The 13,226-nt window shown below is 43.1% G+C and carries 14 protein-coding genes and 1 pseudogene; 5 read left to right on the top strand and 10 right to left on the bottom strand.

Annotation, left to right across the window (positions count from 1 at the left end; translation table 11 throughout):
* Window positions 1–81: 81 nt before the first annotated feature.
* The 4 genes from ACI35L_RS06215 to ACI35L_RS06200 all read right to left on the bottom strand — a co-directional run bounded on the left by ACI35L_RS06215 (window position 82) and on the right by ACI35L_RS06200 (window position 2,888).
* Window positions 82–864, bottom strand: coding sequence for a Cof-type HAD-IIB family hydrolase (locus ACI35L_RS06215; RefSeq protein WP_439802470.1), 783 nt, complete (start codon window positions 862–864; stop codon window positions 82–84).
* A 29-nt stretch (window positions 865–893) separates the two neighbouring features.
* Complete coding sequence (locus ACI35L_RS06210) at window positions 894–1,853, bottom strand: LacI family DNA-binding transcriptional regulator (protein ID WP_439802469.1); 960 nt, start codon at window positions 1,851–1,853, stop codon at window positions 894–896.
* A gap of 160 nt (window positions 1,854–2,013) precedes the next feature.
* On the bottom strand, window positions 2,014–2,358 hold the full coding sequence (locus tag ACI35L_RS06205; protein WP_049671972.1) for a hypothetical protein: 345 nt from the start codon (window positions 2,356–2,358) through the stop codon (window positions 2,014–2,016).
* 65 nt (window positions 2,359–2,423) lie between these two features.
* Window positions 2,424–2,888, bottom strand: coding sequence for an NUDIX hydrolase (locus ACI35L_RS06200; RefSeq protein ID WP_049671973.1), 465 nt, complete (start codon window positions 2,886–2,888; stop codon window positions 2,424–2,426).
* A gap of 160 nt (window positions 2,889–3,048) precedes the next feature.
* Between ACI35L_RS06200 and ACI35L_RS06195 the strand changes: the two genes are divergently transcribed.
* Window positions 3,049–3,270 (top strand): hypothetical protein, encoded by a 222-nt coding sequence (locus tag ACI35L_RS06195; protein WP_049671974.1) that lies wholly within the window; start codon window positions 3,049–3,051, stop codon window positions 3,268–3,270.
* 96 nt (window positions 3,271–3,366) lie between these two features.
* On the opposite strand, the gene ACI35L_RS06190 is transcribed toward ACI35L_RS06195, so the two are convergent.
* From ACI35L_RS06190 to ACI35L_RS06175, 4 genes are all read right to left on the bottom strand, one after another.
* On the bottom strand, window positions 3,367–4,101 hold the full coding sequence (locus ACI35L_RS06190; RefSeq protein ID WP_439802482.1) for a glucose 1-dehydrogenase: 735 nt from the start codon (window positions 4,099–4,101) through the stop codon (window positions 3,367–3,369).
* Between the two features lie 263 nt (window positions 4,102–4,364).
* Window positions 4,365–5,159: an acetamidase/formamidase family protein gene (locus tag ACI35L_RS06185; RefSeq protein WP_439802468.1), complete on the bottom strand. Its 795-nt coding sequence runs from the start codon at window positions 5,157–5,159 to the stop codon at window positions 4,365–4,367.
* A 131-nt stretch (window positions 5,160–5,290) separates the two neighbouring features.
* Window positions 5,291–7,117, bottom strand: a complete 1,827-nt coding sequence (locus tag ACI35L_RS06180; protein ID WP_439802467.1) for an ABC transporter ATP-binding protein — start codon at window positions 7,115–7,117, stop codon at window positions 5,291–5,293.
* Complete coding sequence (locus tag ACI35L_RS06175) at window positions 7,107–8,873, bottom strand: ABC transporter ATP-binding protein (RefSeq protein ID WP_049671977.1); 1,767 nt, start codon at window positions 8,871–8,873, stop codon at window positions 7,107–7,109. Before ACI35L_RS06175 ends, ACI35L_RS06180 begins: the two co-directional genes overlap by 11 nt.
* A gap of 160 nt (window positions 8,874–9,033) precedes the next feature.
* Between ACI35L_RS06175 and ACI35L_RS06170 the strand changes: the two genes are divergently transcribed.
* Complete coding sequence (locus ACI35L_RS06170) at window positions 9,034–9,567, top strand: TetR/AcrR family transcriptional regulator (RefSeq protein WP_049671978.1); 534 nt, start codon at window positions 9,034–9,036, stop codon at window positions 9,565–9,567.
* 82 nt (window positions 9,568–9,649) lie between these two features.
* Window positions 9,650–9,802, top strand: coding sequence for a hypothetical protein (locus ACI35L_RS06165; RefSeq protein WP_197089946.1), 153 nt, complete (start codon window positions 9,650–9,652; stop codon window positions 9,800–9,802).
* 33 nt (window positions 9,803–9,835) lie between these two features.
* Here ACI35L_RS06165 and ACI35L_RS06160 read toward each other — a convergent pair whose 3' ends face one another.
* Window positions 9,836–10,729 carry a patatin-like phospholipase family protein gene (locus ACI35L_RS06160; RefSeq protein ID WP_049671979.1) on the bottom strand — a complete coding sequence of 298 codons (894 nt, stop codon included), beginning with the start codon at window positions 10,727–10,729 and terminating at the stop codon, window positions 9,836–9,838.
* 158 nt (window positions 10,730–10,887) lie between these two features.
* On the opposite strand from ACI35L_RS06160, the pseudogene ACI35L_RS06155 reads away from it, so the two are divergent.
* Window positions 10,888–11,352 (top strand): annotated as a pseudogene (locus tag ACI35L_RS06155) (cytochrome P450); the annotation flags it as partial.
* Window positions 11,353–11,387: 35 nt separating this feature from the next.
* On the opposite strand, the gene ACI35L_RS06150 reads toward ACI35L_RS06155, so the two are convergent.
* Window positions 11,388–11,972 (bottom strand): TetR/AcrR family transcriptional regulator, encoded by a 585-nt coding sequence (locus ACI35L_RS06150; protein ID WP_439802466.1) that lies wholly within the window; start codon window positions 11,970–11,972, stop codon window positions 11,388–11,390.
* Window positions 11,973–12,128: 156 nt separating this feature from the next.
* Between ACI35L_RS06150 and ACI35L_RS06145 the strand changes: the two genes are divergently transcribed.
* A complete protein-coding gene (locus ACI35L_RS06145) occupies window positions 12,129–12,863 on the top strand; it encodes a glucose 1-dehydrogenase (protein WP_049671981.1) in 735 nt (244 codons plus the stop codon).
* Window positions 12,864–13,226: the final 363 nt, after the last annotated feature.

Here is a 13,226-nt window from a genome sequence, read left to right as displayed (position 1 = left end):
GATATCCCACCTGTCTATCTAGCATTATCTGGTATCTACTCTCACAATAGTAGAGATATCAAAAAGAATCAATTGTTTAGCTTAAAGCAGCCCGACCATCTGAAGACCGTGCAGAATCCCCTCTTCATCAACCGGCTTTGTGATGTATTTTGCTACAGCCTTCACACGCTCTACAGCATTGCCCATGGCTACGCTATTTTCAATACGTGTGAGCATCTCGATATCGTTCAGTCCGTCTCCAAAGGCATATTGACGTTCTTTTGCAAAGCCAAGCCGTTCTGTTATTTTCTCAATCCCTCTCGCTTTGGAGCCTCCTTGTGGAAGAATATCTACAGAGAATGGGTGCCATCTAATGAAATCGAAATCCTTAAAGGTCTCCTCATAGAATCGTTCCTCACCCTCTGGACAAAAGAGAAGTGATTGATACAATTCCCTGCCCTGGTAGTAGTGCGGGTCATGGGTTGGAAAGACATCAAGCTTAAGCTCGCTGATGCTCTCTGTAATATAATTATGCTCTGGCGGAACATTTGCTTTCATGTCCTCATGGTCCATATAAACGATCGGATGCTCCCGCTCAAGCGCACTTTTCGTCAATTGTTCAAGTGCTGAGATCTTCAATGGATTCGCATAAATTACTTCATTCTGAAGAACGACATACTGTCCGTTATAGCTGACATATGTCTCAATTTCGAGTTCCCGGCGCAAGCTCTCAAACATGAACGGAGCTCGGCCCGTCGCAATCGCCACTTCATGTCCCTTCTCCTTCAATGCGAAGACAGCCTTCTTAGTCGAAAGCGGCAATTCCTTTTCATGGTCTAATAATGTACCATCAATATCAAAAAATATGACACTTTTTTCTTTCATCCTTATTCCTACTTTCTACAGCGATTCTGTTAAACTGTGCCCCGTTCAATCAAGGATACAGTTATTTCCTTGCTGTCTATTTTTCCGCTTAGCGCTTGTTTAAACAAATTCTGTCCCATTTGCTCAAGCGGTATTTCCATTGTAGTGATATTCATCATCTGCGCAATCGGCTGATTATCAAAGCCGATAATCGCCAAGTCGTCCGGCACCTTAATCTTTTCATGGTGACAACAAAGCATGACACCCGCAGCCACTTGATCACTAGTTGCAAGCAAGGCTGTCGGCGGCTCCGGCATGGACTGAATACACTCTATCACACGCCTGCCGTCCTCGAAATAAAGGCATTGGTCAATGATATAGTCAGGCCGATACGCCAAACCATGCTGACGGATAAAATCCTTATAAGCCTGTTCACGATCACGGCTGCTTGTTCCGTTCGTTCGGCTGATGGTGTAGCCGATTTTCCGGTGCCCTTTTTTATATAAATAATCCAAGGCAGCTGTAAAAGCAGCATAATGATTCACATAGGTCAAGGATACCCGCGGGTCATCCCGCTTCTCTGCTACAACAATTGGACCGTACTGCATATGCTCTTCAATGACGGACCATTCGCAACCCCTTGAGCAAATGATTAAGGAATCAATCTGCTTCGTCTTCAGCATTTGTAAAGCTTCCAGCTCAACCCGTTTTTGATAATTTGTTTGGTATAATACGAGCTTATAATTATGCTCAAGTGCCATACTGGCGATTCCTTTCAGAAGAAGCCCAAAATACGGATGGTCTGTATAAGGGAGAACCACGCCCATTGCTTGTGTTTTCCCTTTACTTAAGTGCACAGCGTTGATATTCGGATAATAATTCATTTCATCAATAGCTGCGAGCACAGCCTCCCTTTTCTGAGCGCTTACATAAGGGTGATTATTCAATACTCGAGAGACTGTTGTTACCGATACTCCGGCCCTTGCTGCCACATCTTTAATATTTGTCATGTTTATTCACCTGAATATGGTTATTGGCTTGGAATAAGTGTAAAGTATGAAACGCGTTTCATGTCAACGAAAGAAATAAAATAATTTTATGACCTGTGGAAAACAAAGAAGGCAAAGCAGAAACTGCTCGCCTGATAAAAGCCGTTTTGATTGATGCTGCTCAAGCCTTCAAAATGCTGATTTCCATATACTTAGCCACATCTCCAACCGTTTGGAAATTCTCAATTAGACTGGCTCGATTCATCGAATGCTCCGGCAGATGAAAATGCCTGTACATATGGTCCACCGCATGATAAAAGGCCTTTGAATCCATTCCATATAAATCTTGGATGGATGATTGAATAGAGAGCTCTCGCGCGTGCAGCTTCGCTGACGGAGGCATACAGTGAAGCAGCCATTTCATCGTGCCCATAAGCACATTGTATTCGAATTCATTCATCCCTAACTGCTTGCGATGCTGGCGTTTCAGCAAGCACATCTGAAAATCAATTATGTTATCATTCATATGGTGTACTCCCTCATAGATAGTCCTATCTATAAGGTTTGCAAAGCGAATACTCCTTATGCATCTTACCGGCTTAGATCCTGTTTAGACAAATATTCCTCAATAATCATCCGATGACTTTTCACCATTCGTTCAGGGAGCTGATCAGGATCAAAGAAACGAACCTGACAGGATTCTGTCAAATCCACCTTCAGTTCGCCCCTATAGCTGTCTGTATAGTAAGCACAGGTCACCATATAAAATTCATCTCCGTTCTCTGCCACCGCGAAATGCTCAGGACCAGAGTAGACATTCATCATCGTTAACGATTCTACCTCTAGGCCTGTTTCCTCCAAAACCTCTCTCTTAGCGGTATCCTCCGCACGTTCACCAAGCTCCATCAATCCGCCTGCTAATCCCCAAGTTCCTTTCGGGTAGACTCGCTCTTGAAGCAGGAGCCGGCCTCTTTCATCCAGAATCACGACCACACAGCCAACCAAAATCAGTGGTCGATGTCCAACCAGCTTCCTTATATCCTCTATATACCCCATACTCCCGCTCCTCCCTTATAAGACAAACTTATTAGAAAATCAAAAATTATGCGATAACTCACAAAGGATTTTCCTAGTCTAACAGGTTCGTTAGTTATACTGTATACGGCATAATTTGATGTTATCATACTTACATATTCAAGAATATGAGGTGCATAGAATGGAACAGCTAACAAAAGACAGCTTAAAGTATATGATTGATTTAGAAATTCTAAAAGCCGAAGAGGCAGTGAACTCCTCTAATACTATCAGAAACTATTCACGTAAACTTGTTGAATATAAGAAAGCAAAACAACTCAAACAGCTCGTTAACGAATTTGAAAAGGGCCAAGAGCATGTAATCGCCCTTCTTGAGGAAATTACAAACGAAGCTATTATATAAGCCATTATTCAAGATGCCTTCATGGCATCTTTTTTTTGCAAACAAAAAAGGGCCTCTGGATAAAAGACTTATCCGGAAAGACCCTATCACAAATGGTTACATGGCAGATAATCCGCCATCAACAATGAATTCTGAGCCAGTAGAATAGCCGGATTCATCAGATGCTAAATAGGTGACTAAATCCGTTACTTCTTCTGGTTTTGCTACACGTTTCAGCGGGATATGTTTAGCAAATTCCTTAATGACCCCCACGGCATCCCCTTGGGTCACCATTGGTGTTTCAATAACACCTGGATGGACGGAGTTTACACGGATGCCAAGGCCGGCCACTTGAAGGGCTGCCGCTTTCGTTAAACCACGAACCGCAAACTTCGTATCTGTGTACCCAATCGCTCCGCCGACGAGCCCATTCAAGGAGGAAATGTTCACGATAGAACCATTTCCTGTCTTCTGCATAGACGGAAGAATGTGCTTAATTCCCAAGAAGACGGACACTTGATTGATTTCCACAATTTTGCGGTACTGTTCTTCTGTAATCTCAAAAATAGTCTTATTCATGCTGATGCCTGCATTATTAACGAGTACATTCACAGGACCGAATGCTTCTTCTGCTTCTTTAACGACATGTTCCCAATCAGCTGCTTTCGTCACATCTTGCTTAACAAATAACGCATTTTCCCCTAATTCATTTGCAAGAGCCATGCCGCCTTCCTCATTCAGATCTGTGATGACAACCTTTGCACCTTCTTTCACAAATCTACGAACATGAGAGGCCCCCATACCCCTTGCTCCTCCAGTAATGACAGCAACTTTTCCATCTAATCTGCCCATCATAATCCCTCCTATTTGTTCCAAAAGCGATAACGCTTTCACTATATATATACCACCTTTTTCTTATATCAAAATATTATATTTTTATGAACATTTTCCACATCCAACACAATAAAAACAGGCCTGTCTCTTACAACACGCCTGCTTACATTTTCTATTAGAATAAATTAATTTCATATGAATGGAATACTCTCGCTGGGATGAAAAATCTAGCCGTCATCAAAGGATCAACAATCTGCGAAACTTGCACATGACCGCTGACACTAAGGCAGCATAGACAAGTCAGCTGCTGATAAACCTGTAAGCGGCTGCATGATATCAACAAAGCATTCTACAGCCTCTTTTGCCGCTTCATCCAGCGTCGGCTTGGAGACAATAATGGCAGCTCCATCTTCATTTACGACAATCGGATGAGGAATAGACCTTCCTTTCAGGATATCCAAGGTAACCGTTACCCTCCCGGCAACCTCTATACCAGAAACCCCTATTTCTCCATCTCCCATGGCGGCATGTAAATCACCTAAACCAAAAAGGGCTCCATCGTGAAAGACCGGTAAATAAAGCTCAGCTCCTTTGGTGATCAACGTGGTATCCATATTTCCACCATGCTCACCTGGTGTCCCGCATGAGACTCCCTCCTGCGCCGGAGCCACTCCAATGACGCCAATCATCGGATTGATCGGCAGTCTCAGCCGATCATTAAATACGTATGTATTGTCTACGATATCGACCTTCTTAACTGCGAACCCCTCGAGCCGATGCCCCATAACTCCAAGATTCTTGCCTGTCGCGATAATGCCTGTTGGTGCAATCTCCAAATCGTCTATCTTCACCTTCAGGATATCGCCCGCCTTAGCTTCCTCTATATAGATTGGGCCTGTGGCTGGATTGATATGATTCCAGTCAATTGCCTCATAGGCGGTCTCCTCCGAATCAATTTGACCTAGGAAACAATCGTGTGTTTCAATAACTACTTTCGCACCGGCCGATACCTTCAGGGCTGGCTTATGTTCTTTATCAAAGGAATAAATATAGTTCTGCTTTTCGAGTATAACCATGCCATTCCCTCCGTTCATTTTTTATAAGAAAATTCAGTAATTTTATCCATCATACTGAACTGAAAGAGAATTCACAAGACAATCAGCCAGAACAATCAAAAAAACCAGGAGACCATTCTCCTGGTTTAAACTTAGATTGCATATTCTTCTTCCACGACAGCCTCTTCACTGAACTGGCTGTTATACAATTCTGCGTAGAACCCTTCTTTATCAAGAAGGTCATCATGTGTTCCGCTTTCGATAATGTCTCCGTCCTTCATGACAAGAATCATATCGGCGTTCTTAATGGTGGATAAACGGTGCGCAATCACAAATGATGTACGGCCGGCCGTTAATTTATCCATCGCTTCCTGTATCAAGATTTCTGTCCGGGTATCAACTGAGCTTGTGGCTTCATCCAAGATAAGAAGCGGAGCATTTTCCACCATGGCACGCGCAATGGTTAAGAGCTGCTTTTGGCCGGCAGAAAGGCTGATTTGGTCATTTAGCACAGTATCATATCCATTCGGCAATGACTGAATGAAGTGATGGATGCCAACCGCCTCACATGCGGTCGTAATCTCTTCATCTGTTACACCGTTCTTGTTATAAACGATATTTTCTCGAATCGTTCCCTCAAAGAGCCAAGTATCCTGCAATACCATACAGAATTGCTCATGAACATTCTCTCTCGTTAATGTATGGATTGGCACACCGTCAATCAAAATTTCACCAGCATTGACCTCATAGAAGCGCATAAGCAGGTTAACCATAGTTGACTTCCCTGCACCGGTCGGTCCAACAATGGCGACCTTCTCGCCTGCTTTAACTGACACGGAGAAATTATGAATGATGGTCTTATCCTCATTGTAGCCGAAGCGGACATTCTTGAACTCAACATCCCCTTTGACATTTTGCAGAATGGCCTCTTTATGGCTCTCATCTTCAAGCTCTGCTTCATCCAGGAAGTCAAAGACACGCTTGCTTGCCGCTGCTGTTGATTGTAGGTTCGTGACCGCTTGGGCCATTTGGGCAAGCGGCTGCGTGAACAAACGGATGTAGACCATGAAAGCAACGATAACCCCAAAGGAAATCTTGCCGTTCATCGCTAAGGATGCACCGACAACACAGACCGCCACATAACCGAAGTTTCCGATGAAGGTCATGATTGGCATCATCATTCCGGAAAGGAATTGGGCACGCCAAGCACTGTTATACAGACGCTTATTGATGGCTTCAAATGTTTCCTTCGCCTCTTCTTCTCCGTTATATACCTTAACAATAGAATGTCCTGCATATATTTCTTCCACATAGCCGTTAATGGCTCCAAGCTCACGCTGCTGATTGGAGAAATGTTTCTGCGAATTCTTGACAATCAATCCCATCAGCATAAAACCGATAACGGTGGACGCAACAGCTGTTAAGGCCATTATGACATTCGTCGTCAGCATCATGATGAGCGAGCCGATAAATAATGTCACTGCAGACACAAGCGTCCCGATGCTTTGATTCATCGTTTGCCCAAGCGTATCGATATCGTTCGTAATACGGCTTAAGACATCTCCATAGCTGTTAGAATCAAAATACCTTAATGGCAGCTTATTGATCTTTTCAGAAAGGGCCGTCCGCAGAGTTTTTGATACCTTCTGTGTAACTGTCGCCATAATGAACCCTTGAAGATACGAAAACAGGGAGCTTAACACATATAAGGCAGCCAAGAAGAACCCGATTTTCTTAATCGCCTCTAAATCAATTTCCGTCATCAAGCCTTCCATGATGATGTCGGTTAATTCACTTAAGTAATCAGGACCGATAATGGTAAAGATTGTTCCGATGAATGCCAGTGTAATGGCAAGAATAATCATTGTCATATATGGTTTACAGTAGGCAATCAGCTTGCCCCAAGACTGCTTAAAGCCGGCTTTCTCTCCTTTTTCAAGAGAGCGAGCATGTTTTTTAGGCTGTAACTTATTGGGCATTTTCGAGCTCCTCCTTTGAAAGTTGAGAATAGGCAATTTCCTGATAAACCTTGCAAGAACGCAATAGTTCTTCATGCTTGCCGCAGCCGACCATTTTTCCTTCATCCAGGACGATAATTTTATCAGCATCCATGATTGTACCAATACGCTGTGCGACAATCAGGCTCGTTGCACCCGACGTCTCTTCTTTGAGTGCAGCACGCAGCATCCGGTCAGTCCTATAGTCAAGTGCCGAGAAGGAATCATCAAATAGATAGATTTCAGGGTTGCGGCTGATTGCACGTGCAATTGTCATCCGCTGTTTTTGGCCGCCAGATAGATTGCTTCCACCTTGAGCGATGTGGGCCTTATATTGCCCGTCCATTCTCTCGACAAAGTCCGTCCCTTGTGCAATCGCAACCGCCCGTTTCACCTCTGCCTCCGATATCGGCCCTTTTCCATTATTGCCATAGGCTACATTTGAAGTTACGTCGCCGCTGAACAAAATATTTCGCTGCGGTACAAGACCAAGCTTATTATGCAAATTCTTCACTTTATAATCCTTCACGTTCATATCATTAACGAGCACTTCACCTATTGTCGCATCATAGAATCGAGGAATTAAATTGATGAGACTGCTCTTTCCGCAGCCCGTTGCACCGATAAAGGCGACCGTTTCACCTGGATTGGCGGTGAAACTGATATTTTTCAGTACATACTCATTGGAATCAGGATACTTAAAGCTGACATTGCGAAATTCCACTTTGCCTTTATGACCAAATCCACACTCCCCCATTTCCCCATCAAGGATGGATAATGGTGTAGAAAGCACCTCATTGACACGTCCTGCTGCAACAGCTGCCCGTGGAAGCAGGATAAACACGACAGTCAGCATGATAAAGGCCATAATGACCTGCATGGCATAAGAAGAGAACACGACCATGTCACTAAATAGGCTTATTTTATCCATCATGCCTGCCTCATTGATTAAGTAAGCCCCAATCCAATAGACAGCAAGACTTAGGCCGCTCATAATCAACATCATAGTTGGCATAAAGCTCGCCATCATACGGTTTGTAAATAGATTTGTCTTAGTCAGTTCTTCATTCGCACCCTCGAATTTCTCTTCTTGGTAATTCTCTGCATTATAGGCACGAATCACACGCAGCCCAGTCAAGTTCTCCCTTGACACACGATTGAGATTATCAGTAAGAGACTGGATGCGTTTGAATTTCGGCAAGGTTAAGCTTCCTATGATGGCAATCATCACAAGCAGGAACAATACAGCAAACCCCGTCGCACTCGTCCACTGCCAGCTCTTGCCGGAAATCTTTACAATTGCCCAAACAGCTAAGATCGGCGCCTTAATCAGCACTTGCAGACCAATCGCAATAATCATCTGAATTTGCGTAATATCATTCGTTGAACGAGTAATTAAGCTCGCCGTTGAAAACCGATTAATTTCTTCCATAGAAAAGGATTCAACCTTCTCAAAGAGTAAAGATCTTAAACGTGCGGAGAATGACGCAGCCACACGTGCGGCAAAAAAGCCGACAATCACAGAAGCAGCCAGGCTTCCTAAAGCACATAAAAGCATATAGCTTCCGGCTTCCCAAATCTGGCTCATTTCACTGCCAGGCGTTTGGGTGTATGTCGTTATGTCAGACATATAATCAGGAAGCTTTAAATCAAGCCATACCTGCGTGACGATGAACAGCACACTCACAAGAATGAGCATCCATTCCTTCGTCTTCAGATACTTGAATATTTTAATCATCTGAATTTATACTCCCTTTCCTATTACTGCTGAATGCAGCTAGTTAATTCATACATCACTTGATACATTCAATGATATTTATTATATTAAAATAATATGTAGACACAATCGTTTTTCGGGAATTTAATCGCAGGTGTAACAAGTGAGGAGGTTTTGTAACTTGAGAGAGGAAAGGAATCCCACAAATGTATTTGCAAGGGATTGTATTACAACGGCATTGATTCAGCTGATGGGGGAGAAAGCTTACAAGGATATTACCATCACAGAAATCGCCAGAAAGGCCGGAGTCTCACGAGTGACTTATTACCGTAACTTCTCATCTAAAGAAGATATTATTATTCAGCACTTCGAAGATATCCATAAAGAATTTCATAAGACAGTAAAGAATTTGGATCCAAATAAACATAGGTATGAATGTCTAGTGAAGTACTTTCAAACATGGTTGAAGCATAATGAGTTTCTGATTTGTCTTTCAAAAGCAAATCTTTCCCCTCTATTGCTCGAATCAGTCAATGATTTCACTCGCCTATCACTATCTTCTGCATATAAATACCAAGCCTTCTTCTTCACTGGCTCCATTCATAATGTTCTTTTTGAATGGGCAAAGGAAGGAACAAAGGAAAGCGCCGAAGAAATGGCGGCTTTCCTAGTCGATATGATTAAACCGCCTCCTCTTCCTCTTGCATTAGGATAAAAAAAGGACGATGCTTTAAGTCAGCAGTCATCCTCATTTTTTATTCATTATCGGCACTTGGATAGGGATGCGGGAAATCACCATGTATCCAATCGAGAACTTCTTCTATATTTGGCCGCGCAACTTCTGCATCGCTTTTTGGGTTGAGGCTCTGATCGCCCAGCCAATTGCCCGTCAGGCCATGAAGAAATTACACAAACGCCAAGACCGAAAAGCTCAAGCTATTAGCAGCTAAAACAAAAGAACCCATAATATATGGGTTCTTTTGTCATTGTGACAGTTTGATTTGTTTTCCTACATAGCAATCCCCAAGAAAGTCAAGCAATTCTGATTCCCGGTCATAGAAATGCTCAAGCCCCTTCTTATGTGATTCCCACATAACATCCGTGTTCTTCTCAAAGCTTTTCAGCGCATAGGGCGGACGGTAGACAAATGCCTTTCCTTCCCTCTCCAGCTTCTCAATCAACTCCATCGTTTGATTATAATTGTCCGCTCGCTTCTCCATCGCACGTACCATTTGCGGATATTTCTTTCGAAAAAGCTTCATAGCCCATTTCGTCTGGCCGTCGAGCACCTTCCGATAGCCCTGCTCCCGGGTCAGAATAATGACATGCTTATCATAACCGTCAGCGATGGCCTTTTGGATAGGAATCGGATCAGCTAAACCACCGTCATAATAAGGAACATCATTCAATTTAATCTCAGGGAAAAGCACCGGGATGGCACAGGTTGCCCGGAGAATTGTTGCTCCCTTATCCATTGTTTTCGCATCAATGTATTCTACTTCTCCTGTATAAGCATTCGTCACGCCAAACAAAAGGCTCCCCTTATATCCTTGATAGGTTTCCCAATCAAAGAAATCCAATTGATTGGGAATGGTATCATACGCAAAAGTAAGCCCGAACAGACTTCTCTCCGTAAGGAAATTCCGCATACCTATATATCGTTTGTCATTTCGATACGTAGAAATAAAACGGATTGTCCGATTCTTCTGCTCAGACACATAGGAACAGGCACTGATTGCCCCAGCTGAGATTCCCAATATGTATGGAAACATGATTTCTTTCTCTAGGAAACCATCCAAGATTCCCGCTGTATAAACGGTACGGAACGTGCCGCCCTCTAATATTAAGCTTGTATTCTTGACATTGATTGAAATCATGCGTTCAGGCCTCCTTTATTCTGTGATTATTATATATGTATCACCATTAGTTGTAAGTCATAATGCCTCTCAAACAAAAAAGGGACTGACCATTCAGCTCCAAACTACAGTTCTCCTGCACGGATGCGTTCCGCTAATGTATCAATCCAGTACAGTCTTTCATCCTTTTCATGGGGAATATAGGAACTCTATATGAGGAATTGCACCAGGATCCGGCGTTATCTGCAAAAGCTGTTGAAGAAATGCTTCGCTATCGTTTCCATCTGTCAAGGAGGGTCCGAACCGTGAAACAGGATAATGACTTGCTCGGTGCCCCCTTAATAAAGGGCGATGTGGTCGTTACAGGGATGAGCGCTTCCAATATGGACGGTGATATGTTTGCGGACCCGTTCATCCTGAATATCCACCGCAAGAATAACCGAAAGCACCTGACAGTCAGGAATGGTCCCCACTTTTGCTTAGACACCCCTCTTGCCCGTTTGGAAATGAAAGTCATCTTAGAAGCCTTCCTCCACAGATTTTCACAGATTGAGCCTGTAGCTGGATTTGATCTTGAGGGCCATTTAACCCCCTCTGCCACTGGGCAATCCTTAACCTATTTGCCAATGAAGGTGTACCGCTAATAACAATGGGCAACAGCTGTTTAAGCTGGTGCCTTTTATTTGTCGCGGACCGTGGCTTCTACGAACATTTTCCCTTGAAGATAGGCTAATTTCTGTGCCATAACCTCAGGAGGCTCCTTGAAATCAGTCATAGCCCAGTAAAGAAAGAAGCCAAGACTGCCATAAGTTGAAAAATAATTTAACACCGGGATTTCTACCGCAGTTTTATCCTTCAGCTCCAGCTCCGATCCAGAAACCTTCACCAGACTCTCACAAAACTGATTCTGGGAACCTGGCAGTACCTCTCCTTTCAGAATCAAGGAGAAAACAAATTGATTCTCATAAATATATTCGAAGATTGGCACCTGTCTGCTTACATCGTTCGCTGTGATGCTTTTTCGATTTTGAAAGCTTCTTCGAAAGTTCGCGACAAGGCCATCTAAATACTCATCCACAATAGCCGATAATAACGACTGTAAATCCTTATAATGCGAGTAAAAGGTTACTCGATTACATCCGGCAAACTGGGCGACCTCCGTAATCGTCAAATCGAGTAAATCCTTTTCTTCAAGTAAGGTCAACAACGCCTTCTTTAGCTTCTTCTTCGTCCGCACTGCTCGGCGATCTTCATTGCCAGCCATATTCTCCCTCCTTATTAACTAGAAATTATCATTATTTTGTCACATTTATTATGACATCAATCCTATTATTGGACAAACATCCACTTTTTCTGTTAATTTACAGATGTAAATTAATTTTACCAAAATTATATAAGGAAAATTAAGGGGGATATATTCATGGCTCGATTAGAAGGTAAAGTTGCAATTATTACTGGTGCTGCTCAAGGCATGGGCGCTTCACATGCACGCAAATTCATTGAAGAAGGTGCAAAGGTCGTTCTTACAGACTTAAATAAAGAAAAAGGCGAGGCACTTTCTGCAGAATTAGGAGAAAACGCTTTATTTGTCAGTCAAAATGTAACAAGTACTGAAGATTGGGAAAGGGTTGTCATTGAAGCTGAGAAAGCATTTGGGAGAGTCGATGTATTAGTCAACAATGCAGGTATCACGATGGCGAAATCCATCCTGCAAACAACAGAGGAAGAATACCGCCGCATCGTCGATATTAACCAGCTTTCTGTCTTCCTAGGCATGAAAACAGTTATTCCTGCCATGCAAAAAGCAGGAGGCGGCTCTATCGTCAATATCTCATCTATGAATGGCCTAGTGGCAGGAGCAATTGGCTACACAGATACGAAATTCGCTGTGCGCGGTATGACGAAAGCAGCAGCTGTAGAATGCGCCAATTACGGCATACGTGTGAACTCTGTCCACCCTGGTGTCATTGCGACCCCAATGGTAGTACAGGAGGATACAAAAGCAGCTGTAGAAGCCTTCTCTAAACATATCCCGCTCAAACGCGTCGCTAAACCAGAAGAGGTTTCTAACTTAGTTGTATACTTAGCATCTGATGAATCCTCTTACTCTACAGGATCTGAGTTCGTCATAGACGGTGGTTTGACTGCAATGTAATAAAGTGAAAGGATGGGAATTCCCCGTCTTCATGTATAAACGAAGAAAAGCTGATTCAATGCCCGCTTAGGAGGGCCATTGGATCAGCTTTTTGAGATTGAGGAATTTATTTATGCTGAACTTGGTTCTTGCATATCAGGGTGCTAATTTTTCCGCCCATAACTCCAGGAAAGCGCCCTTACAGGATTTTTCTCGCCCACACTTCTTAGACTGCTCTCGTACCTGTCATTTTTCGCCCTTCAAATCATCCGTTCGCCCATAAATGAATAAAAGGATATGATATCTTTCAAAAAATGTCGCTCTCGATTCTATGACAAACAATAAAAGACTAACTAGGAATGATTTTGGTTGAAAATCTAGATT

It is taken from the genome of Pradoshia sp. (assembly GCF_051873915.1).
Lineage (GTDB): Bacteria > Bacillota > Bacilli > Bacillales > Pradoshiaceae > Pradoshia.
Note: the sequence above shows the minus strand (reverse complement) of the source record. Positions and strands in the feature narration are given on the sequence as shown.

Bases quoted from the DNA above. Each gene is read 5' to 3' on its own strand.
- ACI35L_RS06215 (WP_439802470.1), bottom strand. From the start codon at position 864: ATGAAAGAAAAAAGTGTCATATTTTTTGATATTGATGGTACATTATTA.
- ACI35L_RS06210 (WP_439802469.1), bottom strand. From the start codon at position 1,853: ATGACAAATATTAAAGATGTGGCAGCAAGGGCCGGAGTATCGGTAACA.
- ACI35L_RS06205 (WP_049671972.1), bottom strand. From the start codon at position 2,358: ATGAATGATAACATAATTGATTTTCAGATGTGCTTGCTGAAACGCCAG.
- ACI35L_RS06200 (WP_049671973.1), bottom strand. From the start codon at position 2,888: ATGGGGTATATAGAGGATATAAGGAAGCTGGTTGGACATCGACCACTG.
- ACI35L_RS06195 (WP_049671974.1), top strand. From the start codon at position 3,049: ATGGAACAGCTAACAAAAGACAGCTTAAAGTATATGATTGATTTAGAA.
- ACI35L_RS06190 (WP_439802482.1), bottom strand. From the start codon at position 4,101: ATGGGCAGATTAGATGGAAAAGTTGCTGTCATTACTGGAGGAGCAAGG.
- ACI35L_RS06185 (WP_439802468.1), bottom strand. From the start codon at position 5,159: ATGGTTATACTCGAAAAGCAGAACTATATTTATTCCTTTGATAAAGAA.
- ACI35L_RS06180 (WP_439802467.1), bottom strand. From the start codon at position 7,117: ATGCCCAATAAGTTACAGCCTAAAAAACATGCTCGCTCTCTTGAAAAA.
- ACI35L_RS06175 (WP_049671977.1), bottom strand. From the start codon at position 8,873: ATGATTAAAATATTCAAGTATCTGAAGACGAAGGAATGGATGCTCATT.
- ACI35L_RS06165 (WP_197089946.1), top strand. From the start codon at position 9,650: ATGTATCCAATCGAGAACTTCTTCTATATTTGGCCGCGCAACTTCTGC.
- ACI35L_RS06160 (WP_049671979.1), bottom strand. From the start codon at position 10,729: ATGATTTCAATCAATGTCAAGAATACAAGCTTAATATTAGAGGGCGGC.
- ACI35L_RS06150 (WP_439802466.1), bottom strand. From the start codon at position 11,972: ATGGCTGGCAATGAAGATCGCCGAGCAGTGCGGACGAAGAAGAAGCTA.
- ACI35L_RS06145 (WP_049671981.1), top strand. From the start codon at position 12,129: ATGGCTCGATTAGAAGGTAAAGTTGCAATTATTACTGGTGCTGCTCAA.